This window comes from Ruegeria sp. CDSC051, assembly GCF_059610665.1.
The window spans coordinates 108,859-133,557 of sequence record NZ_JBXWOC010000008.1 but is presented as its reverse complement, the minus strand read 5'-3'; the positions used below and the strand labels follow the sequence as shown (position 1 = coordinate 133,557).

The window sequence follows — 24,699 nt, the reverse complement described above, 5'->3', positions numbered from 1 at the left end:
CCCCCGCTGCCAGTGGCGCGGGGGTTTTTAACTTTTCAGAAAAGGCGCTTAGTGTTTCTTCTTACCTTTAACGCCTGCCCACAGACGCTTGTTGACCAGGTACAACAGGACCGACAGAAGCGTCAGGAAGACAACACCGACAAAGCCCGAATACTTACGCTCCATCATCTTCGGTTCAGCCGTCCACATCAGGAAGGCTGCAACGTCTTCCGACATATGCTCGACGTCATTTGCGTGGCCATCGGCAAACTCGACCTGCTCATCCGACAGCGGGGGCGCCATCGAAATCCAACCACCGGGGAAGGCGGTGTTTTCGTACAGAACCGTTCCCGCTTCTTCCTTTTCGTGGCCGGTATAACCATCCAGCAACGAGGCGATGTATTCCGGGCCGCCCATGCCGTTGACCAGCTGGTTGATCCCCAGACCGTAAGGGCCGTGGAAACCGGCACGCGCCTTGGCCATCAGGCTAAGGTCGGGTGCGCCAACGCCATCATTGGCGGGGAAATGGTCAACGGGTTTAGCCGGGCGGAAATCGTCCAGCTCGGGGTCGAACACTTCAAAGTTGCCCGCCGCATAGGCGGTGACTTCGTCTTCCGAATAGCCCAGCGCTTCGAGGTCACGCAGAGGCACATAGCGCAGGCCGTGACAGGCCGCGCAAACCTCGGTGTAAATCTGCAGGCCGCGCTGCAACTGGTGTTGATCCCAGGTTCCGAACGGGCCTTCGAATGAGAATTGGAAGTCCTCGATATGCTGTTCGCCTCCGCCTGCCGCGTTAGACGCGACAGGAGCGAGTGCGATAGCAAACGCGGCACCGATTGCAAGTTTCTTGAACATGTTTCCGGTCCCTCTTCTTACTCGGCCGGCGTGGCATCGGCGTCAGCCTTGCCATAATGCGCGTTGAAGTCTTCTTCGATGGTTTCCGGCTGTGCATCGGGTTTTTCGATGACACCCAGAACCGGCAGGATCACGAAGAAATAGCCGAACCAGTAGGCCGATGCGATTAACGAGAAGGTCGCATAGGGCTCTTCTGCGGGCATCGCACCCAGCCACATCAGGGCAAAGAAGTCGACGATCAGCAGGTAGAACCACCATTTGAACATCGGCCGGTATTTACCCGAACGTACGGTCGACGTGTCCAGCCACGGCGCCAGAGCCATAGCCAGGATCGCACCAAACATCGCCAGAACACCAAAGAACTTGGCGTCAATGATGCCGCCGGTGATGAAGCTGGCGAATTGAACAACCCAGACCTCGCCGGTAAAGGCACGCAGGATCGCGTAGAACGGCAAGAAGTACCATTCGGGCACGATATGTGCCGGTGTTACCAGCGGGTTGGCTTCGATGTAGTTATCCGGGTGGCCCAGATAGTTCGGCATGAAACCAACAATCGCCCAGAACACAACCAGGATGACCGCCAGTGCGAACAGGTCCTTGATCACGAAGTAAGGCCAGAAGGGCAGCGTGTCTTTCTCAGCCTCGGCTTTCGAACCGCGGCGAACCTCAACACCTGTCGGGTTGTTGTTGCCGGTGGTGTGGAAAGCCCAGACATGCACGATGACCAGCGCCGCAATTACAAAGGGCAGCAGGTAGTGCAGCGAGAAGAAGCGGTTCAGCGTGGCGTTGTCCACAGCCGGTCCGCCCAGCAGCCAAGTCTGGATCGCGTCGCCCACAAACGGGATCGCACCAAACAGGCCGGTGATCACGGTCGCACCCCAGAAGGACATCTGACCCCAGGGCAGAACATAGCCCATAAAGGCAGTGCCCATCATACAGAGATAGATCAGCATCCCAATGATCCACGTAACCTCGCGCGGGGCTTTGTACGAGCCATAGAACAGGCCGCGGAAGATGTGGATGTATACCGCGACAAAGAACAGCGATGCGCCGTTCATGTGCAGATATCGCAGCATATAGCCGCCATTCACGTTGCGCATGATGTGCTCGATGCTAGCAAAGGCCAGATCAACATGCGGAGTGTAGTGCATCACCAGAACGATACCGGTGACAATTTGCAGGACCAGGCAAAACGCCAGGACGATGCCCCAGATCCACCACCAGTTCAGGTTCTTGGGGGTTGGGATCATCAGGGTGTCATAGATCAGGCCGACGATGGGCAGGCGGCTGTTCAGCCACTTCTCGCCACTTGTCTTCGGCTCATAGTGATCGTGGGGAATTCCGGACATCTGGGTCTCCCTTAGCCGAGTTTGATGGTGCTGGCGTCCGTCCACTCAGCGGGCGGAACGGGCAGGTTTTCAGGTGCAGGACCTTTGCGGATACGGCCAGCCATATCGTAATGCGAACCGTGGCAGGGGCAGAACCAGCCGCCAAAGTCACCAGCATCGCCCAGCGGGACACAACCGAGATGAGTACAGACGCCCATCTGGACGATCCAGGCACCTGCGGCTTCGCCTTCCGGCGACGGCATCACGCGGTTTGCATCCGTGGCCGGTGCATCAGCATTCAGATTGAAGTTACGGGCCAGCGGGTCAGGCAGGGCATCCACGCCATCGGCGTCCTGCTTCTGCGCTTCGTCGATTTCGACACCGGTGCGGTGACGGATGAACACGGGTTTGCCCAACCATTTGACGGTCAGCTGGGTTCCGGGCTCGACACCGCTCACATCCACGCGGATCGAGGACAGGGCCTGAACGTCTGCCGAGGGGTTCATTTGGTTGATCAGGGGCCATACGGCTGCACCCGTCGCAACGACACCTGCGCCGCCAGCGACGTAGTAGAGGAAATCTCTGCGGGTGCCTTCGTGGTCTTCTGCGTGGGACACGAGGTTTTCTCCGATTCCGGCGCCCGGCAATACCGGGCAAACATGCATCAGCACCGCATCAAAGCGGCGTCTCATCGCGGCTATCTATCCGGGAGAAATCGGTTCGTCCAGCGGTCATAGGCGCGCACTACGCCGCATCTTGGCATTCATGTCACAACGAAAGGCGTTTTTTTCAAGGGATGGGCCGGATTACCCGTGAAGGTTTGCCCTGCCGCGCGGGTGGTACAGGGAGTGATTCGGATGGCAACCAGGCAACGAAAACACCCTCACAACACAGAACCGAAGACTGTTGATCGGCGAAAATCTGCAAAATTCTGACCTGATTTTGCCACGCAAAAATCCACTTCGATTGAATCTACCTTGGTAAAAATAATGAGTTAAAAATAGATATTTTTCAACACACTAGATGAGTCTCAATTCGATTGCACATTTGGCTGGAATGTCCGAAGGGCCTGTAACAGGACCAACCTTAGCGGGATTTTTCCATGCCAAAGCTTTTTACAGCCACTCTGACCTTCGCCCTGACTCTTTCATCGCAATCCTTCGCCGCCGGCGATCCGGCAAAGGGGGAAAGCCTCTACAATCGGTGCTCTTCGTGCCATGCAATTATCAAAGATGGAAAAGTTCTGGTCAAAGGCGGCATCACCGGGCCGAATCTCTATGGGGTTGTAGGCCGGGTGGCCGGAACAGAAACCGATTACCTGAACGGAAGCGAACGCCTACCAATCGGGATGTACACCGATGACATGATCCGTGCTGGCCAGGAAGGGCTGGTCTGGACACAGGAAAACATCGTCGAATATTCGCAGGACCCGATTGTTTTCCTGAGGGATTATCTGGATGACGAAACCGCCCGTCCGAACATGAGCGTCAAACTGAAAAAAGGGGCTGAGGATGTCGCCGCTTATCTGGCGACCTTCAGCAACTGACCAGCCCGTCCGCTCACCTAGACCGCATGAGCGCGGCGAGGTGAGTGGTCTCGCTTCCGAACCCGTCTACCGCCACATGATCTGCGGCGGCTAGACGGACATCGTCCGGCTTGTTCTGGTTCAGCTTCCAGGTGCCCTGAATGTCATCTACCTGCAATTTGCAGGGCACAATCATGCGCATCATCTTGTCCAGAGCCTCCGCGCTCATCTTGCTGGCGCTCCAGGGTGGCTTGGGGTTCAACCGGCGCTCATAAAAATCCGACTGACGATCGAGTAAATCGCGCAATGCGTCCTGCGGAAGAAGCGAAAGCGTTCCGGTCAGGTGCACCGCCACATAGTTCCAAGTGGGCACCTGATCCTCAATCCCGTACCAGTCGGGCGAGATATATCCGTCAGGCCCCGATACAGCGATTCGAACCGTGCGCGGTTCATTCAATGCCCGGACGATCGGATTGGACCGCACCAGATGCAGCGAGGCTTCTGCGCCATCTTCTGACAACAGAAACGGCACATGGCTAAGCAAAGGCCCCTGGTCCGCTGACAAAGCCAAAACACCAAATGCGCGCTCGCGCGCAAAAGCAATATGACTGTCACGATCCTCGGCGCGGAAGGCGGGATTGGGGTGCATGGCGGTCCTCCTGCAAAAGCTCTTGCAGAACCGCGCACCTATTGGCAAGGTGCGCCTCGTTCTCAGGGCGGGGCGGAATTCCCCACCGGCGGTATGCGGGCGATGACCCGTAAGCCCGCGAGCGGCCCCTTTTCGGGGTGTCAGCAGATCTGGTGAGAGGCCAGAGCCGACGGTTACAGTCCGGATGAAAGAGAACGTGCAGTGTGCCGGTAACCCCGCACGCCTGCTCGTGATCGCCTTGGGTGACGTGTCATGTCGTGCTGGCCGCGAAAAGTGGGAACCGGTTTTCGCAACCGCCAGCAGACCACCAAACCGGAAGGAGATCTTGATGACACACACCCGCTATGCGTTTGTTAAGGCCAGCTGGCATGCCGATATTGTCGACCGTGCACTCGACGGGTTTCTGGAATTGATACCCGCCGATCAAGTGGACGTGTTCGACGTTCCAGGTGCATTCGAAATGCCCCTGCTGGCCCGCGATCTTGCCCAGACTGGGCGCTATGCAGCTGTGACCTGCGCGGCCTTTGTGGTGGATGGCGGCATCTACCGGCATGATTTCGTGGCGCAAGCTGTGGTCGACGGGTTGATGCGCGCAGGTCTGGATACCGGTGTTCCGGTTCTGTCTGTTTCGCTGACGCCACACCAGTATCAAGAGACGGACCACCACAATACCATCTACCGCGCGCATTTCGTGGATAAGGGGCGCGAGGCGGCACAGGCGGCGTTGAAAATCACCGCCATGCGGACGCAGCTGTCCTCGGCGGCCTGACCGGAAAGGGTTGGGGTGCTGGGCCCCAACCGCAAATCCGCTTGAGGCTACGGGCCTTGCCCGCTAATCACGATGCTCAGAAGGAGCACGCCTTATGTCGATGAACAGCTTTGGCCATCTTTTCCGCGTCACCACCTGGGGTGAAAGCCACGGTCCCGCCTTGGGTGCCACTGTTGATGGCTGCCCGCCGGGGGTGACCATCGACGCAGAGGTGATCCAGCACTGGCTGGACAAGCGTAAACCAGGACAGAATAAATACACCACCCAGCGGCGCGAACCCGATCAGGTGAAAATCCTGTCCGGCGTGTTCGAAGGGCAGACGACCGGAACTCCGGTCCAGCTGATGATCGAGAACACCGATCAGCGGTCAAAAGACTACGGCGATATCATGGAAAAGTTCCGCCCTGGCCATGCTGATATCACCTATTGGCAAAAATACGGTATCCGCGATTATCGTGGTGGTGGCCGCAGCTCGGCGCGCGAAACCGCCTCGCGCGTTGCCGCCGGGGGCTTGGCCCGCGAAGCCATCAAGCAGATCGCACCGAATGTGCAGATCACCGGGTACATGACCCAGATCGGCCCGCATAAAATCGACCGCACGAATTTCGACTGGTCGCAGATTGAACAGAACCCCTTCTGGACACCCGATGCGACAGCCGCCGAAGATTGGGCCGCCTATCTGGACGGATTACGCAAGTCCGGCAATTCGGTCGGGGCAGTGGTTGAGGTCGTTGCGCGTGGTGTCCCTGCCGGGATTGGTGCGCCAGTTTATGCGAAGTTAGACACTGATCTTGCCGCAGCGATGATGTCGATCAACGCAGTCAAAGGTGTTGAGATCGGCGAAGGCATGGCCGCCGCTGAACTGACGGGCGAGGCCAATGCCGATGAGATCTTCATGGGGCAGAATGGCCCGCAATACAGCTCGAACCACGCAGGCGGCATACTGGGCGGGATTTCGACCGGGCAGGATATAGTCGTACGCTTTGCGGTCAAACCGACCTCGTCGATTCTGACCACGCGCAAAACGATCACCAAGTCCGGAGAAGAGACCGAGATCATCACCAAAGGCCGCCATGACCCTTGCGTCGGCATCCGTGCGGTTCCGGTTGGCGAAGCGATGATGGCCTGCGTAATCCTTGACCACCTGCTGTTGCACCGGGGTCAGATCGGCGAGAACCGTGGCCATATCGGCTGAGCTGCGCACCCGGCTGCGCGGCATCGTCGCGCAGCGCATGAAAACAGATCCTGCCCACGATCTGGCGCATCTGGATCGCGTTTGGATCAATGTACAGGCCATCGCGGACACGCAAGCAGATATTCGGGTTCTGCTTGCGGCAAGCTATCTTCATGACCTGGTCAACTTGCCCAAAGATGACCCTGATCGTCACCTCGCCTCACGCCAATCTGCGGCTGAATCAGAGCCTATTCTAGCGAAATTGGGGTTTTCTCAGCCTGAAATCGATGCCACTCAACACGCCATCGCCGCACACAGTTTCTCGGCCGGGATACTGCCTGAAACGCCCGAGGCCCGCATCCTTCGCGACGCAGATCGGCTGGATGCGCTGGGGGCTATCGGTATTGCGCGCAACTTCGCTGTGTCAGGTGCTCTGGGTCGCGACCTGTATGATCCCGAGGATGCTTTTGCCACTGCCCGCGATCTGAATGATCAGCAATTCTCGATTGATCACTGGAAGGTCAAACTGTTGAGCCTGCCGGCAGACATGCTGACGCCCACCGGGCGCGAATTGGCACAGGCGCGTGTGGCACGGATGATCCGGTTTCTTGAGGCGTTCAGCGAAGAGATCGGCCAACCCCTGCCCGACACGTGGAAATCTGCCTGATTGGTACAATCCAATCGTTGATCTTTCGCAGTCAAAGGCTCAGGTTCCCGGCCAATGGCACAATCCCTGACTTCCCACCGACCCATGCTTGCCGTGGGCCTGAAACTGGCTGCGTTGGTTCTGTTCACCTCAATGTCGGCGCTGGTCAAAGCACTGTCCGAGGACTTCCCCCCCGGTGAACTGGTGTTCTTCCGGTCGCTCTTCGCCATTCCGGTCATCATTGCCTGGTTGCTTTGGCGCGGAGAGCTGGCGCAGGGCTTTGTGGTCAAAAAGCCGATGGGTCATTTCTGGCGCGGCGTTCTGGGCACCAGCGCCATGGGTCTGACTTTTACGGGTCTCAGCCTCTTGCCACTCCCCGAGGTCACCGCGATTGGCTATGCCACCCCGATCTTCACCCTGATTCTGGCCGCGCTGATTCTGGGTGAGCGCATTCGCATGATCCGCATCGGCGCCGTCGCGCTGGGATTGCTGGGCGTGCTGATTATGGTTTGGCCCAGGCTGGGCACCACCCAGATGGAGATGGCAGCCACAATCGGGGCGCTTTGCGTGCTGGCGGCCACACTCGCCCGTGCCTTTGTTCAGATCCACATCCGGCAGCTGGTCAAGGTGGATCACCCGGCCGCGATCGTGTTCTATTTCTCGATGACCGCTACCCTGCTTTCAGCTCTGACCGCGTTTTGGGGTTGGACCATGCCCACGTTGAATCAGGCTCTAATTATGATCATAATGGGGTTGATCGGCGGTGTTGCACAGATTCTGGTCACCTCGTCCTATCGCTTTGGTCAGGCCTCAATGCTGGCGCCTTATGACTATACCACCATGCTGTTTGCCATATTCATCGGCTATATCTGGTTTGATGAGCTGCCGACGCTTGCGATCCTGTTGGGTGCAGCGTTGGTGATTGCGGGCAATGTGGTCGTGATCTGGCGCGAACACCAGCTGGGGCTGGAACGCGGCAAGGCCCGTTCCCTGGCCGATCACAAAGCGTGACTTTACCTTTTTCAAACTTGCCCTAGGTTGGGCCCGACAATCACAGAGGTGCCCGAATGAGCGACGCGCAGGATCACAAAGAAAAGATGCAGCAGGTGCAGGCCAAGCACCGCAAAAAGGTCTCTGAGGCCGTCGATCCGGGCCGCGGTCTGGTGCTGATCAATACCGGCAAGGGCAAGGGCAAATCCTCGGCCGCCTTTGGTGTGGTGATCCGCGCGCTGGGTTGGGGGCAAAAGGTTGCCGTGGTCCAGTTCATCAAGGGCAAGTGGAAAACCGGCGAGCGGCGGTTTTTTGAAGAGCGCGATCTGGTCACCTGGCACACGATGGGCGAGGGCTTTACCTGGGACACCCAGGACCGCGAGCGCGATATCGCCGCTGCCAATGCGGCCTTCGACAGGGCGCGCGCGCTGATGGAGAGCGGTGAGTATGATCTGGTCGTTCTGGACGAGATCAATATTGCCCTGCGTTATGAATATCTGACCGTCGATCAGGTGATCGACGGGCTCAAGGCGCGGTCCGACAAGACCAGCGTGTTCCTGACCGGCCGCGATGCGCCAGAACCACTGCGCGAATATGCTGATCTGGTCACCGAAATGACCGAGGAAAAGCACCCGTTTCAAGCCGGGATCAAAGCCCAGCGCGGCGTAGATTTCTGAGCGCTTTATCAAGGTCACCGCGATAAGCCGCCCGTTGTTTGAACGGGCGGCTTTGTTTTCCGAATGGGAAGCAATGGTATCGAGGCGTCAGGGCATGTGCCCGTTCAAGCAAACGCCTCTTGCTCTGGCGCGCTGAGCGAGATGACCGCCACCACCGCCGCGCCGTTCAGCCAGTAGAATATCGCATCCAGACCCTGGAACCCAAACAGGCTGGGTGCCGCCAGAAACACCACCCCGACCAGCAGATCGACGCCCAGATGGACGCGATAAGGCAATACCCTCCAAATCCCCAGATGATGATCGGTCAATACGGTCAGGACAAAGGCTGCAATGCCGGTCACAACCGACAGCCACAGGGCCATCGGATTGGACTGACCCAATCCCAGAACAAACGGCAGCGCCATCAGGGCGATGGCAACCGGGTAATCGAGGTAGGCATGAATATTGCGGGTAACGAAACGGAGAGACATTGCATTTTCCTTTCCTTGTTTGAGATGATCTCAAACTAGGACAAGTAGGTCGAACGCTTAATTCTGGATCGTCCATGAAACCTTGCAGATCATTCAGAATGATGGAGGATCAATGCATGGCTCGATAAGCCGCCGGTGACAGACCGATCTGTTTCTTAAACACGCGGGAAAACGCGGCCTCAGAGGCATACCCCACCTCGGCCGCCGCATCGGAAACGTTCCAGCGGCTTTCGACCAATCCCTGACAGGCGATCTGCATCCGCCAATCGGTGAGGTATTGCATGGGCGTGGCCCCCATCTTTTCAGCAAAGAGCTGGGCAAAGGCCGTGCGGGACATAGCGGCCTCTCGGGCCAGGGTCTCAACGCTCCATTCTACCGCTGGTGCGCGGTGAAACGCGGTCAGCGCGCGTGAAATTCGCGGATCTGCAAATCCTGCCAGGGCCGAGTCACTTGGGCTTTGATGTTCAAGATAAGCACGGATGGCCTGCGCGAACAGCACTTCGGACAGTTTCAACGCGATCAGGTCGCCACCGATACGCGTGCCGCTGACCTCGGATCCGATCATGCGCAGGGTGGACTCGAACCAGGCCCCAGCCTCTTCACCGTAATTCTCGATCAGGATGTAAGGCGGCAACCGATCCAGCAACATATGCCCGGTACCTTGTCGACCCGGAGGGCCGGTGAACGAGAAGTGGCCGCAGATCAGTTGCGTGTCACGACCTTTGTCCTCTCCGCCATAGATCAAAACCCCATCCCCCGTGTAACCCGCATCTTCCAGCACCTGCTCCAGAGGCAAAGCGTCCAACGGCTTGACTTCGTTGCACAGCAACGCATGGGCCGTACCATGGGGAATCAGGATCAGATCACCCTGCTTCAAACGCAGAGTTTCCCCTGTATTAGAGACGAAAACATGAAGTTCACCCCGTTGAACAAAATGAAACCGGGCGACGTTTTCAAAGGCTGGAACCTGAATTCCGAACGGAGGCGTAAAAGAAGTGCGGAAGTAAAACGTCCCGCGCAAGGACAAACGGGTGAGGATATCGCTGAGAAGGTCTAACATTACCGTAACCTACACCCCGCCACGCGTTCGTCCAGTTACCTGTACGATCTGCAACGAATTGCGAATGAACGGCAAAGAAAAGCCCCCGCGAAATCGCGGGGGCTCTATCTGTCTCAAATCTGCGATCAGGCGCGGACCAGCGCCTCATAATCTGCGGCGATTTCGCGGGTGAGGTCACCGACTTCGAACGTATAGTCGCCGATCTGGCCCACAGGCGTGACCTCGGCCGCAGTACCGGTCAGCCAGCATTGTTCAAAATCGGCCATCTCTTCGGGTTTGATGCGGCGCTCATGCACCGTGATGCCTTTGTCTTTTAGCATCTGGATCACTGTCTGGCGGGTAATCCCGTTCAAAAAGCAATCGGCCAGCGGGGTATGAACTTCGCCGTCCTTCACAAAGAAGACGTTCGCCCCGGTCGCCTCGGCAACATAACCACGCCAGTCCATGAACAGCGCATCCGAGCAGCCCTTGGCCTCGGCCTTATGCTTGGAAATGGTGCATATCATGTAAAGCCCGGCCGCCTTGGCATGGACCGGGATGGTTTCAGGGCTGGGCCGCTTCCATTCCGCGATATCCAGCTTGGCGCCCTGCATCTTGGCGTCGCCGTAATAGGCACCCCAGGGCCAGACCGCTACGGCCATGCGGACCGGGTTCTTGGCCGAAGCCACGCCCATATCCTCACCCGAACCACGCCAGACCAGCGCACGGACATAGGCGTCCTGCAAGCCACTTGCCTTCAGCGCGTCTTCCTTTGCCGCTTCGATCTGGTCGATCGTATAAGGCATCGGCATGTCCAGCGCCTCGGCCGAGGCGACCAGCCGTTCAGAATGCTCCCGACTTTTGAAAATTTTGCCGTTATAGGCCCGCTCGCCCTCAAAGACCGAAGACGCATAGTGCATCGCATGGCTCAGAATGTGGACATTCGCCTCGCGCCAGGGCACAAGTTCTCCATCCATCCAGATGACACCGTCACGATCATCATACCCCGCCATGCGAAACCTCCCTGCCTGGGTTGAATATTCCGATTATTGCGCAATATAGGTCCGAAGTGGACATAAAGTTGCGCAAAAACTGCGATTCGATACCTGTCCGCTCTTGGAATGTCAACAACGCTGACATAAACTCGGACCTGTGTAACGAATGAGGCAGAATATGTCAGATACCCGCCCCGCCCAGGCCTTTGGCGGAGAAAGCCTGTTGTTTCTTACGGATGAACAGCTGCGGCAGGGGATCGAGGCGATGTTTTTCGCCTATCGCGGGTTCACGGCGGACCCGGATCGCATTCTGACACAGCTGGCCTATGGGCGGGCACACCACCGTGCTATCCACTTTATAAATCGCGCGCCGGGGACGACCGTCAATAACTTGCTTGCTATTCTTGGGGTGACGAAACAGTCTCTGAACCGGGTCCTTCGGACATTGATTGACGATGGGTTGGTCGAAAGCAGGGTCGGTACGGTGGACAAGCGCGAACGGCACTTGTTTCTGACCGAAGCCGGGAGGGCGCTTGAAACCAGGCTGTCCGAGGCCCAGCGCGTGCGGATGCGCGCGGCCTATAAGGACGCAGGCCCAGAAGCGGTGTCTGGGTTTCGCAAAGTGCTTGAAGCAATGATGGATGCTGATATGCGTCATGCCTATACCAAATTGCGGGATACGACCTCATGAGTGATATGGACGCCCATCTGTTGATCGTTGACGATGACGAGCGTATTCGCGATCTGCTCAAGAAATTCCTGATGCGAAACGGGTTTCTGGTGACCGCGGCGCGGGATGCGGCCCATGCACGTCGGGTGCTGTCGGGGCTGGATTTCGACATGATCGTTCTGGATGTGATGATGCCCGGCGAAGATGGTGTCAGCCTGACCAGAGCCCTGCGCGAGACCCACACCACCCCGATCCTGTTGCTGACGGCGCGGGGCGAAACCGAACACCGTATCGCCGGGCTTGAGGCGGGGGCCGATGATTATCTGGCCAAACCTTTCGAGCCCAAAGAGCTTTTGTTGCGGATCAATGCGATCCTGCGCCGGATGCCGGAAACCCCGGCACAGGATGCCGCAACCAAGATTCTGCATCTCGGCCCGATCCGCTATGATGTTGAGCGCGGTGAGATGTGGCGGGGCGAAGAAACGGTCCGCCTAACCGCAACGGAAAGCCAGCTGATGAAGATCTTCTCGGCCCAACCCGGCGCCCCTATCAGTCGCGCCAAGCTGGTCGAGGATCTGGGCCGTGATAAGGGTCAGGCGCAGGAGCGTGCCGTGGATGTGCAGATCACACGGCTGAGACGCAAGATCGAGCAAGACCCGAAACAACCCCGGTACCTGCAGACCGTGCGCGGGGCCGGGTACATGCTGGCACCGGATTGATTGAGCCGCTGCGTGGCGGTTCTTTGCCTTCGGCGAAGGTATTTTGACCAGATGAACAGGGGATTGTGATGAAAACTGCCCTTTTGACCCATGCGGATTGTCTTGGGCACGTGACACCCGAGGGGCATCCGGAACAAGTCGCGCGACTGGAACATATCCTTCATGCGCTGGATAGGCTGGACCTGGATCGTGTGACCGCGCCGCTTGCAGCCGATGATGACCTGCTGCGTATTCACCCCGAAAGCCATATTCGCGACATCCGCAAAAGCCGCCCGACAGAGGGATTCCGGCAGGTGGACGGCGATACATTCATGTCGCCGGGATCTGTAGATGCGGCCTTTAGGGCTGCAGGGGCTGTGGTGAAAGCCGTGGATTTAGTGCTGGGCGGAGAAGCCCCAAATGCGTTCTGTGCCATTCGCCCCCCCGGCCATCACGCCGAGAATGAAACCGCCATGGGGTTTTGCCTGTTCGGCAACGCCGCATTGGGGGTGAAACACGCGTTGGATCATCACGGTCTGCGCCGCGTCGCTGTGGTGGATTTCGATGTGCATCACGGCAATGGCACGCAGGATTTGCTGTGGGATGAGCCGCGCGCGTTGGTGATCACCAGCCAACAGATGCCCTTGTGGCCGGGATCAGGCCGCGCCGACGAGACCGGCGCCTTTGAAAACGTCCTGAATATTCCACTGTCCCCCGGAACCGGCGGCGCCAAGATGCGCGCCGCCTATGAAACATTGGCTTTCCCGCGACTGCGCGCCTTCAAACCCGAGCTGATCATAATCTCTGCCGGGTTTGACGCCCATCAGGATGATCCGCTGGCCAATCTGAACTGGGCCACCGAAGATTTCGCCTGGATCACTGCCGAATTGTGCAAGATTGCCGATGAGCATTGCGCGGGACGTATCGTCTCGACTTTGGAGGGCGGGTATGATCTGAAAGCGCTGGCCGAGGCCACCCGTGCCCATGTGGAAGAGTTGATGAAGGCAGCCCGATGACAGACACACCCGTTGACCAGATGACATTCGAACAGGCGATGAAAGAGCTTGAGGCCGTTGTCGGCCAGCTGGAGCGCGGCGATGTGGCGCTGGATCAGTCTATCGCCCTGTATGAACGCGGCGCGGCGCTGAAGAAACGCTGCGAGGATGAGCTGAAACGGGCCGAGGAAAAGGTCGCCGCCATCACCTTGGACGCTGATGGTCAACCGACCGGGACGACTCCTGTCGAAGGTCAGTAAATGTTTCGCGAAAGACTGGCGCAGGATGCGACGCTGATTCAGGACCATTTTAATCTGGTTCTGGGTGCGCTGGACGATCTGGATGTGACACAGGCGATGGCCTATGCCACGCAAGGCGGCAAAGGTCTGCGCGGGTTTTTGGTGCTGGAAAGCGCGCGGCTGCATGATGTGGATACAGCGCGGGCGATCTGGCCTGCCACGGGGATCGAGGCGTTGCACGCCTATTCTCTGGTGCATGATGACCTGCCCTGCATGGATGACGACGATTTGCGTCGCGGGCGCCCGACAGTTCATGTGAAATGGGATGAGGGCATCGCGGTTCTGGCAGGCGACGCGTTGCAGACGCTGGCATTCGAACTTTGCACCCGTCCCGAAATTGGCCCCGCCGAAATTCGCGCGGAATTGGCCTTGTCTCTGGCGCAGGCAAGCGGAGCGCAGGGCATGGTGCTGGGCCAGGCGCTGGATATCGCGGCGGAATCGGCGGACTCTCCTCTGACGCTGGAAGAAATCACCCATTTGCAGGCAGGAAAAACCGGAGCGCTGATCGAGTGGTCTGCATGCGCCGGCGCGCGTCTGGCCCAAGCTGATCTTGCGCCCTTGCGCCAATATGCCCAATCCCTTGGTCTTGCTTTTCAAATCGCAGATGACATCTTGGATATAGAGGGTAACGCCGAAATTGCGGGCAAGCGCCTTCAGAAGGATGCCGAGGCGGGAAAGGCCACGTTTGTGTCTCTGCTGGGCCTCGACGCCGCCAGAACCCGTGCCGCGGAGCTGGTGGAACAGGCCTGCGCCGCATTGGAAGGCTATGGCGCGTCGGCTGAAACCTTGAAGGACGCCGCCCGCTTCGTTATTGCCCGGGACAGCTAAGCCAGGAACGCGCCATATGTCTGACCGCCCGAACACTCCTCTGCTGGATCTTGTGAACCGCCCGGCCGACCTGCGGCAGTTTTCGGACGCGCAGCTGCATCAGGTGGCGCAGGAATTACGGGCCGAGACGATCTCGGCCGTATCGGTCACCGGCGGGCATCTGGGTGCGGGTCTGGGCGTGGTGGAACTGACCACCGCGCTGCATGCGGTATTCGATACGCCGCGTGACAAAATCATCTGGGATGTCGGGCACCAGTGCTATCCGCATAAAATCCTGACCGGGCGGCGCGACCGGATCCGTACCCTGCGCCAACCCGGTGGGTTGAGCGGGTTCACCAAGCGCAGCGAAAGCCCCTATGACCCGTTTGGCGCGGCGCATTCCAGCACCTCGATCAGTGCTGCCCTTGGCTTTGCCGTGGCGCGCGATCTGGGTGGCGTGACGCCCGAAGGCCTAGGCGATGCGATTGCGGTGATCGGCGATGGTTCAATGTCGGCGGGTATGGCGTTTGAGGCGATGAACAATGCGGGCCACCTGAAAAAGCGCCTGATCGTTATCCTCAACGACAATGAAATGAGCATCGCACCGCCGGTTGGCGCCCTGTCCAGTTATCTGTCGCGCATTTATGCCGAAGAACCGTTCCACGATCTGAAGGCCGCCGCCAAGGGCGCGGTGTCCTTGTTGCCGGAACCGTTCCGCGAAGGCGCCAAACGCGCCAAGGAAATGCTCAAGGGCATGGCCGTAGGGGGTACTTTATTCGAAGAACTGGGCTTTTCCTATCTCGGCCCGATTGACGGACACGACATGGATCAGCTGTTGCCGGTGCTGCGCACGGTCAAGACGCGGGCCACCGGCCCGATCCTGATCCATGTGCTGACAAAAAAGGGCAAGGGCTATGCCCCCGCCGAGCAGGCCCGCGACAAGGGTCACGCGACCGCGAAATTCGATGTTGTGACGGGTGAGCAAAAGAAGGCGCCGTCAAACGCGCCCTCTTATACGTCGGTCTTCGGCAAGACCCTGGTGGAAGAAGCCGCGCGGGACGACAAGATCGTCGCCGTCACCGCCGCCATGCCCGATGGAACCGGGTTGAACCTGTTTGCCGAACGCTACCCGTCACGTTGTTTCGATGTAGCGATTGCGGAACAGCATGGTGTGACGTTCTCGGCGGCTTTGGCTGCGGGCGGGATGAAGCCATTCTGCACCATGTATTCGACCTTCCTGCAGCGCGGCTATGATCAGGTCGTGCATGATGTGGCCATTCAGCGCCTGCCCGTGCGATTTGCCATCGACCGCGCTGGTCTGGTGGGCGCTGATGGGGCGACCCATGCCGGATCGTTTGACATTGCCTATCTGGCCAACCTACCGGGCATGGTCGTGATGGCCGCCGCAGATGAGGCCGAGCTGATGCATATGGTGGCCACCGCCGTCGCCCACGACGAAGGCCCGATCGCCTTCCGCTATCCCCGCGGTGAAGGCGTGGGCGTGGACCTGCCCGAGCGTGGTGTAGTGCTTAAAATCGGCAAAGGCCGGATAATTCGGAAGGGCGCGCGTGTGGCATTGCTGTCTTTCGGTACGCGCTTGGCCGAGGTACAAAAAGCCGCCGAGGCCTTATCCGCACGCGGCATCACCCCCACCATCGCCGATGCACGTTTCGCCAAACCGCTGGACCGCGACCTGATCCTGAATCTGGCCTCCGATCATGAGGCGCTGATTACCATCGAAGAGGGTGCGATTGGCGGTTTCGGCAGCCATGTGGCGCAGCTACTGGCCGATGAGGGTGTGTTTGATCAGGGCCTTAAATACCGCTCGATGGTGTTTCCGGATATCTTCATTGATCAGGCAAACCCGGCGGATATGTATGCGGTTGCCGGTATGAATGCCGAACAGATCGAGGCCAAGGTCCTGTCTGTTCTGGGTGTGGCCACGATTGGTGAAAAACGCGCCTGAGGGACCATTAAGGTTATCAACTCCAAGGAAGATGGAGCCTCAAGAGAGCTCTTCAGTGAGTGACGATTGAACTAAGCCAACATAAGTAAAAGATATTGCAAGTTTGTGATTTCACACGTGTCGCTTTTGTTTCGCCTTTTTGACTCTTTCTGCATTGCTTACACAGTGCCGGCCAAAAAAACGGGCGCCTCAGCGCCCGTATTAGCTTTTTGTCGATGTTGATCAGTGAACCGTCTCGACCTTGTGGAAATCCAGATCACGGTCTTCGGGCATCCCAGTTATGCTCAGCACCTCTTTGCGTTTGGTGATCAGGATATAAACCACACAGGCCAGATAGAGGCCGACAACAACTGCGCCGATCCACTGGATCTGCAACCACTGGCTTTGGAACAGCAAGGTCAGGACGAACAGCAGCACAACATTGCCCGCCACATAGATCGCTTTACCAAAGCGGGCGACTGTCATGTTCAGGTTGTCCGTATAGAGCCTAATCAACGAATCCAGTGAGTTGATCACGAAGGTCACGCCCACAATCACCATCGCAATGTTGGTGATGCCTGCGGTGCTGATGCCGTTCAGGTGGTAATAGTAGAGAACGGTGAACCAGATCGCCAAGGGTATCGACGGAAAGATCAGCAGAGCAGCCAGTAGTTGCCAGGTCTTCAGCCCACCTACAAAGCGAGATGTGAACTGGCCGATCATGATCGACCAGGCAAACCACCAGAACAGGTAGAAGGCGTGATAATCTGTCAGCGGCAGGACAAACTTGTGCAGGTTGGTGAAATAGGCACCAACATTGCTTCCGGTTTCCACAAAGCCATTCACGCCCATGCCCGCAGCAACCCACATGCCCAGGATCAGTGCCAGGAACAAAAAGGTCGAGCCCACCGACAGGATACGCACGTATTTCAGGTCGGTCGAAGAATAGGCCGCTGCCAGAATGACGACAAACACGATGACATAGAAGGTGGTGACCACTGACTCGCCGTCTCCGACCTCGGGCAGGTAGCCGGGCAGGTAGATCAGGAACAGGCTGGCGGTGAAAGCGCAGGTGCCGATGATGACCACATTGTTGATCAGCTTGACCAGCGGGATTTCAAAGAACTTCACGCGCGGCTCGATGACACAGAAATAGAACGCGGTCAGAAAGTAGAACGCCCAGATCAGAAAGCCCCAGAACCCGAATTCGATCGCCAGTGGGTTGGCAAACGCATAGGCGGGGTCTTCGGCATAGCCGCCGAATTCGGTCAGCGGAAACATGATCAGGCCGACATCCAACCCGGATGTGAACAGAATCGCGATGAAGGTGAACAGATGAACCGGCGTTACGCCGACGATCCGCAGATTCCACCACTTCACCACAAAGAAGGCAACAAGGCCCAACGCCAGCAAGACGCCAAATGATAGTATGTACTCCAATAGCACCGACAATCCTCCCATTAATGTCAGTTCATGACGCTGTTATAGTTTATTGGCTGATCAATCAATAAAAACAGCACTGCTTGCGGCGCGCGCTTATTCGGTCAACAGTGCGCGAAAATCTGAACAGGGGGTCGCGATGGATTTTCGCGCAATGGCCATGGGGCTGACATTTGCGTTTATCTGGTCTTCGGCCTTCACCTCGGCCCGGATCATCGTGGCGGACGCATCGCCGTTGTTTTCCCTGGCTCTGCGGTTTCTGATCTCGGGTTTGATTGGCGTCGTGATTGCACGGGCGATTGGCCAAAGCTGGCGGCTGACGCGGTCACAATGGTATGCCACCATCCTGTTCGGGATATGTCAAAATGCCCTTTATTTGGGCCTAAACTTCTATGCGATGCAAACAATCGAGGCTTCTGTTGCCGCCATCATCGCCTCGACCATGCCATTGCTGGTTGCCTTGGCCAGTTGGCTGTTTATGGGCGACAGATTACGGCCAGTTGGAATTGTCGGCCTGTGTGCCGGGTTCGCCGGTGTTGCTCTGATCATGAGCAGTCGGATCGGCGACGGCGTTGATCTGTTCGGCGTCATGCTTTGTGGCATTGGAGCGCTTGCGCTGACATTTGCCACGCTCGCAGTGCGTGGGGCGACATCGGGCGGGAATTTCATGATGGTGGTTGGCTTACAGATGCTGGTCGGATCGGCCATTCTGTTTGTTGCAGCACCGGTATTCGAAACGATTCATTTCCACTTGACGGTGCCGCTGGTCCTGGCCTTCACCTATACAACTCTGTTTCCCGGCCTTCTGGCCACGTTCATCTGGTTCCTGCTGCTGGATCGGATCGGCGCAACCCGGGCGGCCACGTTTCACTTTCTCAACCCGGTCTTTGGTGTCACCATCGCCGCGATCTTGTTGGGCGAAAAACTGGGGCCGCTGGATGCGGTCGGGGTTCTTATCACAACACTGGGCATTCTGGCGGTGCAACTGTCTCGCCAACCCGGCAGAAAACCAGCCTGACCTTGCACAACTGCGCGAGCCCGGCAGAACACCCTTTGCTTTACGCCAATAATCCCCATCTATTATGCGAACCACCAGAAGTCCGGAGGAGCAATGACCCGTTACACCAAATCCCCTGAGGCCGTCGCCGCATTGTCGCCCGAGGAATACCACGTCACGCAAAACAGCGGCACCGAACGGCCCGGAACTGGCAAACTGCTGAATAACAAAGAACCCGGCATCTACGTGGATATCGTCTCGGGTGAGCCTTTGTTCGCCTCGGCGCACAAGTACGAATCCGGCTGCGGCTGGCCCAGTTTCACCAAACCAATCGTGCATGAGCATGTTGAAGAACTGCGCGATGCCTCGCTGGGTATGATCCGGACCGAAGTTCGCTCGAAACATGGCGATAGCCATTTGGGGCATGTATTTCCCGACGGCCCCCGCGAACATGGCGGGCTGCGATACTGTATCAACTCAGCCTCATTACGGTTCGTCCATCGCGATCAGATGGAAGCCGAAGGCTATGGCGAATTCCTGATTCATGTGGAGGAGATCGAATGACCGAACATCGCGCCGTTCTTGCCGGGGGCTGCTTTTGGGGCATGCAGGATCTGATCCGCAAACGCCCGGGCGTTTTCCGCACTCGCGTCGGATATACTGGTGGAGACGTGCCCAACGCCACTTATCGCAACCATGGCACCCATGCCGAGGCGATCGAGATCTTTTACGATCCTACCGTGACCACCTATCGCGATCTGCTCGAATTTTTCTTTCAGATCCATGACCCGACTACGGTGAACCGGCAAGGGAACGACATGGGGATGAGCTATCGCTCGGCCATTTATTATGTCGATGACGCCCAGAAACAGGTCGCCCTGGACACCATTGCCGATGTGAATGCCAGTGGCATCTGGCCCGGCAAAGTCGTGACCGAGATTGAACCCGTTGGCGATTTCTGGGAGGCCGAGTCCGAGCATCAGGATTATCTTGAACGCATCCCGAACGGCTATACCTGCCATTTCCCGCGCCCGGATTGGGTTCTGCCCAAACGCGACGCGGCCGAGTAAGGATTAGCCCCGGATCAGGGGCTAGTCAGACGCCACCCGCGGCCTTCCACTGGCCTCGACGGTGATCATTGCCTCAACAAAGACCTCCTGCGCTTCGATGCGGGCGGTGCGGATATCCCGGTCGACGATCACTCGGATATCCTCGGCACCGGCTCCGCGCACTTCTCCTTCCGCCTCATCCCTCAGGATGGATTCCAGCAGCGCCATCGCCTCGTCAGAATCGCTAAAGTCCTGAGGCCCGTCTTCAAGATGCACCCTGTACCGCCCTTCGGATGGCGCGGTGACGGTCCCGGCCCGGCGCAGTGTCAGCCTGCCAACCACAGCTCCAATCGCATTGGCCACGCCCGTGTGTTCCGGCAGAATCATGCGGCATCGCAATCTTTCCCCGACTGCGGGGTAATAGCTGGGGGCCGACGCCCCAAGACCGATCACATCCACATTCAGTGCCGCGTCCAGCGCCACCAAACCGCGATGCCCGGCCAGACCTTTCCGCGTCAAAACATGCCGGGCCAGATCGGGTGCCAGAACGCCGAAATCCTCGGCTTCTTCTGAAAAAGCGGTCTCTAACAAGGTCAAAGAGGTCTGTTCGGTCAGCTGATCAACGATCATCTGCGCCAACAGATCCGGTGTTGCAGCCAGCATATCACCGGTGCCAATCCGTTTTCGCGCCACCAGTTCCAGCGCTTTGCGTGCAGCCTCTGCGTCCCAGGCATCCAAACGGCCCAGAACATGGCTGGCATCCGAAGGTGTCACGCCGGATACCTGAACGATTCCACGATCCATCAAACGAGTAAGTGCGCCTGTCTCCATCCGCGTTTTAAGCAAATCGGACAGCGGCAGGACCTTCTGCCCCAAGCGATCCACCAGGGCGGTTTCCCTTGCCCCCAGACCTTCGGCATGAACACCCGGTACCAGACGTGCGAACCGGGTGTCATGTTCACCCACGGTTGGGGCCCGCAACTGCGCATCCAAGGCCGTGTGAACCTCGTCGGGCGCTTCTGACGCGATCAGAGATACGGGCAAAACACGGCGCGGTCCCAGGAAGATGCCCCCGCCCAGCCCTTCGGTTACAACATGTACCTGACTGTCCCCGCCCAACCCGTGGGTCCGCATTGCGACGGCCTCCACCATGGTGCGAAAGCCGCCAACCCTGGCACCTTCGGGATCAATGGCGGGCTTGCCATCCCGGATCAAGGCGACATCGGTCGTGGTACCACCGATATCTGATACCAGCGCGTTCTCGGCTCCCGTTAGCCAGCGCGCCCCGACGATCGAGGCCGCAGGGCCGCTCAAAATCGTTTCAATCGGTCGATCCCGCGCCTGTTCGGCGCTCATCAACGCTCCGTCGCCTCGAACCACCATCATTGGCGCTGAAATTCCTAGCGTCACAAGCTGATCCTGTGCCCGTCCGATCAAGCGGTCGATCATGCCAATCAACCGTGCATTCAGCACCGCAGTCACCGCACGTTTTGGGCCATTCAACTTGGCCGACAGATGGTGCGAACATGTCACCGGCGCACCCGTCCGATCAGTAATAATGCGGGCGACCTCAAGTTCATGCGCCGGGTTTCTGGTGGCGAACTGACCGGCCACCGCGAAGCCGGAGATACCAGAATTAGAGTCTAAAAAGGCTTCTACCGCCTGAACATCCAATGGCCTGGCCTCTGTTCCCGCATGCGTGTGACCGCCCGCCACAACCAAAGCTGGATCCCCTTTCAAAGCATCCCGCAGACCATGCTTTTCCAGATCACTCTCCCTGAACCCGATATAGATCAGAGCAACCCGGCCACCCTGCCCTTCGACCAGCGCATTCGTGGCCAATGTCGTTGACAGCGACGCCATTGAGATCTGCTCCGGTGAAACCTGAGCCTGCGACAGAACCGCAGAAATCGCCTTGCCAACGCCAATCGCCAGATCAGCTCGTGTTGTCAGAGATTTGGCTGAAGCAATCACCTCAGTCTCATCCCGGACCAGCACCGCATCCGTATAGGTTCCGCCTGTATCAACCCCCAAAGCCAGCGCCATCGGGTTCTCCTTCCTGTTCGCTGTGATTGGGTTTAGCGGTTTGCACCGACACGTCCAGCCTGTTTGCGGCACCTAGGAGAGTTGTTTGACCGCCCAGCGCGCGGCATCTGCCGCGGCTGAATCCGGATCCTCTGTCAAATCCTGTGCAATCGGTATCAACCCCTGCAGGCCCGAGTTGCCAATGGCGTACAGCACATTTCGCACAAACCGGTCCCGTCCAATCCGCTTAATCGGAGAGCCCGAGAATTTCGTTCGAAATTCCGGATCGTCCAGTCCAGCCAATTCCGCCAGCCGAGGAGCCTTCAGATCCTCACGTGCTGCATAGCGCATGTCACTGGCCGTGACTGCGAATTTGTTCCAGGGGCAGGCGGCAAGGCAATCATCGCAACCATAGATCCGATTGCCGAGTTTCGCGCGCAGGTCTTCATCAACCGGACCCTTGTGTTCGATTGTCAGGTAAGAAATGCAGCGCCGCGCGTCCAACTGATAAGGCGCCGGGAATGCGTCTGTCGGACAGGCGGCCAAACAGGCCCGGCAGGATCCACAGTGATCCACCTCTGCTTGATCCGAAGGTAGGTCCAGAGTTGTGAAAACAGACCCTATAAAGGCCCAATTTCCCCAATCGCGACTTACAAGATTGGTGTGCTTACCCTGCCATCCCAACCCCGCAGCATGACCCAAGGCCTTTTCCGGAACCGGGGCGGTATCGACAAAGACCTTCACCTCGCCACCAGCCTCGGCTATCAACCAGCGGGCTAACCTTTTGAGCCGCTTCTTGACCAGGTCGTGATAGTCCTTGTTCTGCGCATAGACTGAGATCGCCCCCTTCTCGGGGTGGTCCAGAATCTCGGTTGGATCATGTTCGGGCGCATAGCTTTCTGCCAACATGATCACCGATTTCGCCTCGGGCCAGAGCGCTGCCGGATCGCCTCGCCAATGGGTCCGCTCGGCCATCCATCCCATTTGCCCGTGATATTCGGCCTGCAGGAACGCCTCCAGCCGGGCGGGCACTTCGGGGACATCCCACGGGCGACAAATGCGACAAGACACAAAGCCCTCGCTCAGCGCCTGTGCCACCAGCCTATCCTTTAAACCCGATCCGCTCTTCATCTGGCCCTAAATACCTTCGGGGGAATCGCGCCCCAAGGCGCGATGGGGGGCAAACAGCCCCCCTTGTGCGACCCTATCAGAAATCCAGATCTGCGTAATGGGCCGGTGGGCGGAACCCCGGAACCTGATCTGCAAGAATTGACCGGAACGCAGGCCGGGATTTGATCTTGGCATACCAGTCCTTAACCGCCTGCGACCGGTTCCAATCCACGTCCGAGATATAATCCAGCGCCGATAGATGCGCCGCAGCCGCAAAATCGGCCAATGTCATCTGATCCCCGGCCAGCCAACGGCGGTGATCCAGCAACCAGGCCATGTAATCCAGATGATACTTGATGGCCTTGGCACCTTGTTTGACATTCTTACTGTCGGGATAGCCCTGTCCGGTGACCTTCTTGTTCACACGCTCATAAACCAGTTTGGATGTTACCTCGTGATGGAACTTGTCATCAAACCAGGCCACCAGCCGACGCATTTCGTATCGTGCCTCCGGCGTTTGGGGCATCAGCGCAGGATCGGGCCGGGTTTCCTCGATATATTCGCAAATCGCGTTGCTTTCGGACATGATCTTTCCGTCCAGACGAAGAACCGGGACTTTTCCGGCCGGGTTGCGCCGCAGGAAATCCGGGTCTTTCTCCCAGTATTTCTCCTCGACCAGCTCAACCTCGATCTTCTTTTCCGCAAGCGACAGGCGCACTTTGCGGCAATAGGGGGACAGGGGAACATGAAACAGACGCGCCATGGGCTTCCAATCGAACCAGTGATTACACTCAAGCTTTAGCCTTGCAGGGCCTTGGGTTTCAATCCTCGAAACAATCCGCGCGACCATCTGCGCGAATGGTGGCCGCCCCATCGAGGATCGAGGCAGCCCGTCTGCGTGTGCGGACCGACGGATCCCGAACGGACCTGTTTTTGGGAGAAGGCAGGATTGCGGCAATACGTGCGGCCTGAACTGGCGACAGCTGGGCCGCGGTCACATTGAAGTTGCGCTGGGCTGCGGCCTCAACGCCAAACACACCTTCGCCAGTCTCGGCCACGTTCAAATAGACCTCGAGAATGCGCTGTTTGCTCCAGAAAATCTCGACCACGGGGGTGAGAGATGTCTCAAGCGCCTTACGCACCCAACTGCGCCCCTGCCACAGGAACACATTCTTCACCACTTGCTGCGTGATGGTAGAGGCGCCACGTGTACCGCCTTCCTCCAAAGCATCGCGAATGGCATCGACGTCAAACCCCCAGTGCAGGCAGAAATTGGCATCCTCTGCCGCCACCACGGATCGCGCCATGACGGGCGAGATCTGTTCAATCGGCACCCAATCGCGCTGAACCTTGCCCAGCCGCCGCCATTCAGACCAGATCGTATGGGTTACCGGGGGATTCACCACAGAAAAAAGCACCACAAGCGCCACAACAAACGCAACCAGACCCAATACCGCGCGGGTCACCCAGCGGCGAATCCGCGATTGTGTCTGGTTCTTTGCCTTCGACGCCTTGCTTTTCTTACTGCTCGATTTGCGCGCTGCTTTCTTTGCCATATTGTTGCTATA

Annotated in this window: 27 protein-coding genes and 1 riboswitch; of the genes, 15 read left to right on the top strand and 12 right to left on the bottom strand. The window is 58.1% G+C overall.

What is annotated here, in order from left to right:
• Positions 1-48: 48 nt before the first annotated feature.
• From AC2FH0_RS17280 to petA, 3 genes are read right to left on the bottom strand one after another with little or no spacing between them, the layout of a single operon-like run.
• On the bottom strand, positions 49-834 hold the full coding sequence (locus tag AC2FH0_RS17280; protein ID WP_142640228.1) for a cytochrome c1: 786 nt from the start codon (positions 832-834) through the stop codon (positions 49-51).
• Positions 835-851: 17 nt separating this feature from the next.
• Positions 852-2,183: a cytochrome b gene (petB, locus tag AC2FH0_RS17275; protein ID WP_142640230.1), complete on the bottom strand. Its 1,332-nt coding sequence runs from the start codon at positions 2,181-2,183 to the stop codon at positions 852-854.
• Positions 2,184-2,194: 11 nt separating this feature from the next.
• Positions 2,195-2,779 (bottom strand): ubiquinol-cytochrome c reductase iron-sulfur subunit, encoded by a 585-nt coding sequence (gene petA / locus AC2FH0_RS17270; RefSeq protein ID WP_142640296.1) that lies wholly within the window; start codon positions 2,777-2,779, stop codon positions 2,195-2,197.
• 485 nt (positions 2,780-3,264) lie between these two features.
• Here petA and AC2FH0_RS17265 point away from each other — a divergent pair, with 485 nt between their 5' ends.
• Positions 3,265-3,708: a c-type cytochrome gene (locus AC2FH0_RS17265; RefSeq protein WP_496692653.1), complete on the top strand. Its 444-nt coding sequence runs from the start codon at positions 3,265-3,267 to the stop codon at positions 3,706-3,708.
• A 13-nt stretch (positions 3,709-3,721) separates the two neighbouring features.
• Here the strand turns inward: AC2FH0_RS17265 and AC2FH0_RS17260 are convergent, their stop codons facing one another.
• The gene (locus tag AC2FH0_RS17260) at positions 3,722-4,336 is read right to left on the bottom strand and encodes an FMN-binding negative transcriptional regulator (protein WP_142640234.1); all 615 of its coding nucleotides are present in this window, start codon (positions 4,334-4,336) and stop codon (positions 3,722-3,724) included.
• Positions 4,337-4,390: 54 nt separating this feature from the next.
• A riboswitch (FMN riboswitch) is annotated at positions 4,391-4,536 on the top strand.
• A gap of 128 nt (positions 4,537-4,664) precedes the next feature.
• On the opposite strand from AC2FH0_RS17260, the gene AC2FH0_RS17255 reads away from it, so the two are divergent.
• The 5 genes from AC2FH0_RS17255 to cobO all read left to right on the top strand — a co-directional run bounded on the left by AC2FH0_RS17255 (position 4,665) and on the right by cobO (position 8,592).
• The gene (locus tag AC2FH0_RS17255) at positions 4,665-5,105 is read left to right on the top strand and encodes a 6,7-dimethyl-8-ribityllumazine synthase (protein WP_142640236.1); all 441 of its coding nucleotides are present in this window, start codon (positions 4,665-4,667) and stop codon (positions 5,103-5,105) included.
• A 94-nt stretch (positions 5,106-5,199) separates the two neighbouring features.
• The gene (aroC, locus tag AC2FH0_RS17250) at positions 5,200-6,300 is read left to right on the top strand and encodes a chorismate synthase (RefSeq protein WP_271951712.1); all 1,101 of its coding nucleotides are present in this window, start codon (positions 5,200-5,202) and stop codon (positions 6,298-6,300) included.
• A complete protein-coding gene (locus AC2FH0_RS17245) occupies positions 6,284-6,946 on the top strand; it encodes an HD domain-containing protein (protein ID WP_496707294.1) in 663 nt (220 codons plus the stop codon). Before aroC ends, AC2FH0_RS17245 begins: the two co-directional genes overlap by 17 nt.
• A gap of 54 nt (positions 6,947-7,000) precedes the next feature.
• Positions 7,001-7,936 carry a DMT family transporter gene (locus tag AC2FH0_RS17240; RefSeq protein ID WP_496789933.1) on the top strand — a complete coding sequence of 312 codons (936 nt, stop codon included), beginning with the start codon at positions 7,001-7,003 and terminating at the stop codon, positions 7,934-7,936.
• Between the two features lie 56 nt (positions 7,937-7,992).
• A complete protein-coding gene (gene cobO / locus AC2FH0_RS17235) occupies positions 7,993-8,592 on the top strand; it encodes a cob(I)yrinic acid a,c-diamide adenosyltransferase (RefSeq protein ID WP_496789932.1) in 600 nt (199 codons plus the stop codon).
• A 104-nt stretch (positions 8,593-8,696) separates the two neighbouring features.
• Here the strand turns inward: cobO and AC2FH0_RS17230 are convergent, their stop codons facing one another.
• The 3 genes from AC2FH0_RS17230 to AC2FH0_RS17220 all read right to left on the bottom strand — a co-directional run bounded on the left by AC2FH0_RS17230 (position 8,697) and on the right by AC2FH0_RS17220 (position 11,114).
• The gene (locus AC2FH0_RS17230) at positions 8,697-9,062 is read right to left on the bottom strand and encodes an SPW repeat domain-containing protein (protein ID WP_496692648.1); all 366 of its coding nucleotides are present in this window, start codon (positions 9,060-9,062) and stop codon (positions 8,697-8,699) included.
• Positions 9,063-9,171: 109 nt separating this feature from the next.
• Positions 9,172-10,122: an AraC family transcriptional regulator gene (locus tag AC2FH0_RS17225; protein WP_496709540.1), complete on the bottom strand. Its 951-nt coding sequence runs from the start codon at positions 10,120-10,122 to the stop codon at positions 9,172-9,174.
• Positions 10,123-10,247: 125 nt separating this feature from the next.
• Entirely contained in the window at positions 10,248-11,114 is an 867-nt protein-coding gene (locus AC2FH0_RS17220; RefSeq protein WP_496692646.1) for a branched-chain amino acid aminotransferase, read from the bottom strand.
• A gap of 160 nt (positions 11,115-11,274) precedes the next feature.
• Here AC2FH0_RS17220 and AC2FH0_RS17215 point away from each other — a divergent pair, with 160 nt between their 5' ends.
• The 6 genes from AC2FH0_RS17215 to dxs all read left to right on the top strand — a co-directional run bounded on the left by AC2FH0_RS17215 (position 11,275) and on the right by dxs (position 16,531).
• Positions 11,275-11,787, top strand: a complete 513-nt coding sequence (locus AC2FH0_RS17215) for a MarR family winged helix-turn-helix transcriptional regulator (RefSeq protein ID WP_142640252.1) — start codon at positions 11,275-11,277, stop codon at positions 11,785-11,787.
• A complete protein-coding gene (locus tag AC2FH0_RS17210) occupies positions 11,784-12,485 on the top strand; it encodes a response regulator (RefSeq protein ID WP_142640254.1) in 702 nt (233 codons plus the stop codon). Before AC2FH0_RS17215 ends, AC2FH0_RS17210 begins: the two co-directional genes overlap by 4 nt.
• Before the next feature lie 68 nt (positions 12,486-12,553).
• Positions 12,554-13,480, top strand: a complete 927-nt coding sequence (locus AC2FH0_RS17205; protein ID WP_496692645.1) for a histone deacetylase family protein — start codon at positions 12,554-12,556, stop codon at positions 13,478-13,480.
• Positions 13,477-13,719 carry an exodeoxyribonuclease VII small subunit gene (locus AC2FH0_RS17200; RefSeq protein ID WP_037313918.1) on the top strand — a complete coding sequence of 81 codons (243 nt, stop codon included), beginning with the start codon at positions 13,477-13,479 and terminating at the stop codon, positions 13,717-13,719. The genes AC2FH0_RS17205 and AC2FH0_RS17200 overlap by 4 nt, the downstream gene beginning before the upstream one ends.
• Positions 13,720-14,586, top strand: coding sequence for a polyprenyl synthetase family protein (locus AC2FH0_RS17195; RefSeq protein WP_496789931.1), 867 nt, complete (start codon positions 13,720-13,722; stop codon positions 14,584-14,586).
• A 16-nt stretch (positions 14,587-14,602) separates the two neighbouring features.
• The gene (gene dxs / locus AC2FH0_RS17190; RefSeq protein WP_496692643.1) at positions 14,603-16,531 is read left to right on the top strand and encodes a 1-deoxy-D-xylulose-5-phosphate synthase; all 1,929 of its coding nucleotides are present in this window, start codon (positions 14,603-14,605) and stop codon (positions 16,529-16,531) included.
• Between the two features lie 222 nt (positions 16,532-16,753).
• Here dxs and AC2FH0_RS17185 read toward each other — a convergent pair whose 3' ends face one another.
• Entirely contained in the window at positions 16,754-17,971 is a 1,218-nt protein-coding gene (locus AC2FH0_RS17185) for a BCCT family transporter (protein WP_425595615.1), read from the bottom strand.
• A gap of 118 nt (positions 17,972-18,089) precedes the next feature.
• Between AC2FH0_RS17185 and AC2FH0_RS17180 the strand changes: the two genes are divergently transcribed.
• The 3 genes from AC2FH0_RS17180 (at position 18,090) to msrA (ending at position 20,017) form a co-directional block, all read left to right on the top strand.
• A complete protein-coding gene (locus tag AC2FH0_RS17180) occupies positions 18,090-18,968 on the top strand; it encodes a DMT family transporter (RefSeq protein ID WP_496789930.1) in 879 nt (292 codons plus the stop codon).
• A 93-nt stretch (positions 18,969-19,061) separates the two neighbouring features.
• A complete protein-coding gene (gene msrB / locus AC2FH0_RS17175) occupies positions 19,062-19,511 on the top strand; it encodes a peptide-methionine (R)-S-oxide reductase MsrB (protein ID WP_142640268.1) in 450 nt (149 codons plus the stop codon).
• Positions 19,508-20,017, top strand: a complete 510-nt coding sequence (msrA, locus tag AC2FH0_RS17170) for a peptide-methionine (S)-S-oxide reductase MsrA (RefSeq protein ID WP_142640270.1) — start codon at positions 19,508-19,510, stop codon at positions 20,015-20,017. The genes msrB and msrA overlap by 4 nt, the downstream gene beginning before the upstream one ends.
• A gap of 21 nt (positions 20,018-20,038) precedes the next feature.
• On the opposite strand, the gene AC2FH0_RS17165 is transcribed toward msrA, so the two are convergent.
• From AC2FH0_RS17165 to mtgA, 4 genes are all read right to left on the bottom strand, one after another.
• Positions 20,039-22,042 carry a hydantoinase/oxoprolinase N-terminal domain-containing protein gene (locus AC2FH0_RS17165; protein ID WP_496789928.1) on the bottom strand — a complete coding sequence of 668 codons (2,004 nt, stop codon included), beginning with the start codon at positions 22,040-22,042 and terminating at the stop codon, positions 20,039-20,041.
• Positions 22,043-22,114: 72 nt separating this feature from the next.
• Entirely contained in the window at positions 22,115-23,152 is a 1,038-nt protein-coding gene (queG, locus tag AC2FH0_RS17160; RefSeq protein ID WP_496789927.1) for a tRNA epoxyqueuosine(34) reductase QueG, read from the bottom strand.
• A 76-nt stretch (positions 23,153-23,228) separates the two neighbouring features.
• A complete protein-coding gene (gene fzlA, locus AC2FH0_RS17155) occupies positions 23,229-23,894 on the bottom strand; it encodes an FtsZ-binding protein FzlA (RefSeq protein ID WP_271951686.1) in 666 nt (221 codons plus the stop codon).
• Between the two features lie 58 nt (positions 23,895-23,952).
• Complete coding sequence (gene mtgA, locus AC2FH0_RS17150) at positions 23,953-24,687, bottom strand: monofunctional biosynthetic peptidoglycan transglycosylase (RefSeq protein ID WP_142640279.1); 735 nt, start codon at positions 24,685-24,687, stop codon at positions 23,953-23,955.
• Positions 24,688-24,699: the final 12 nt, after the last annotated feature.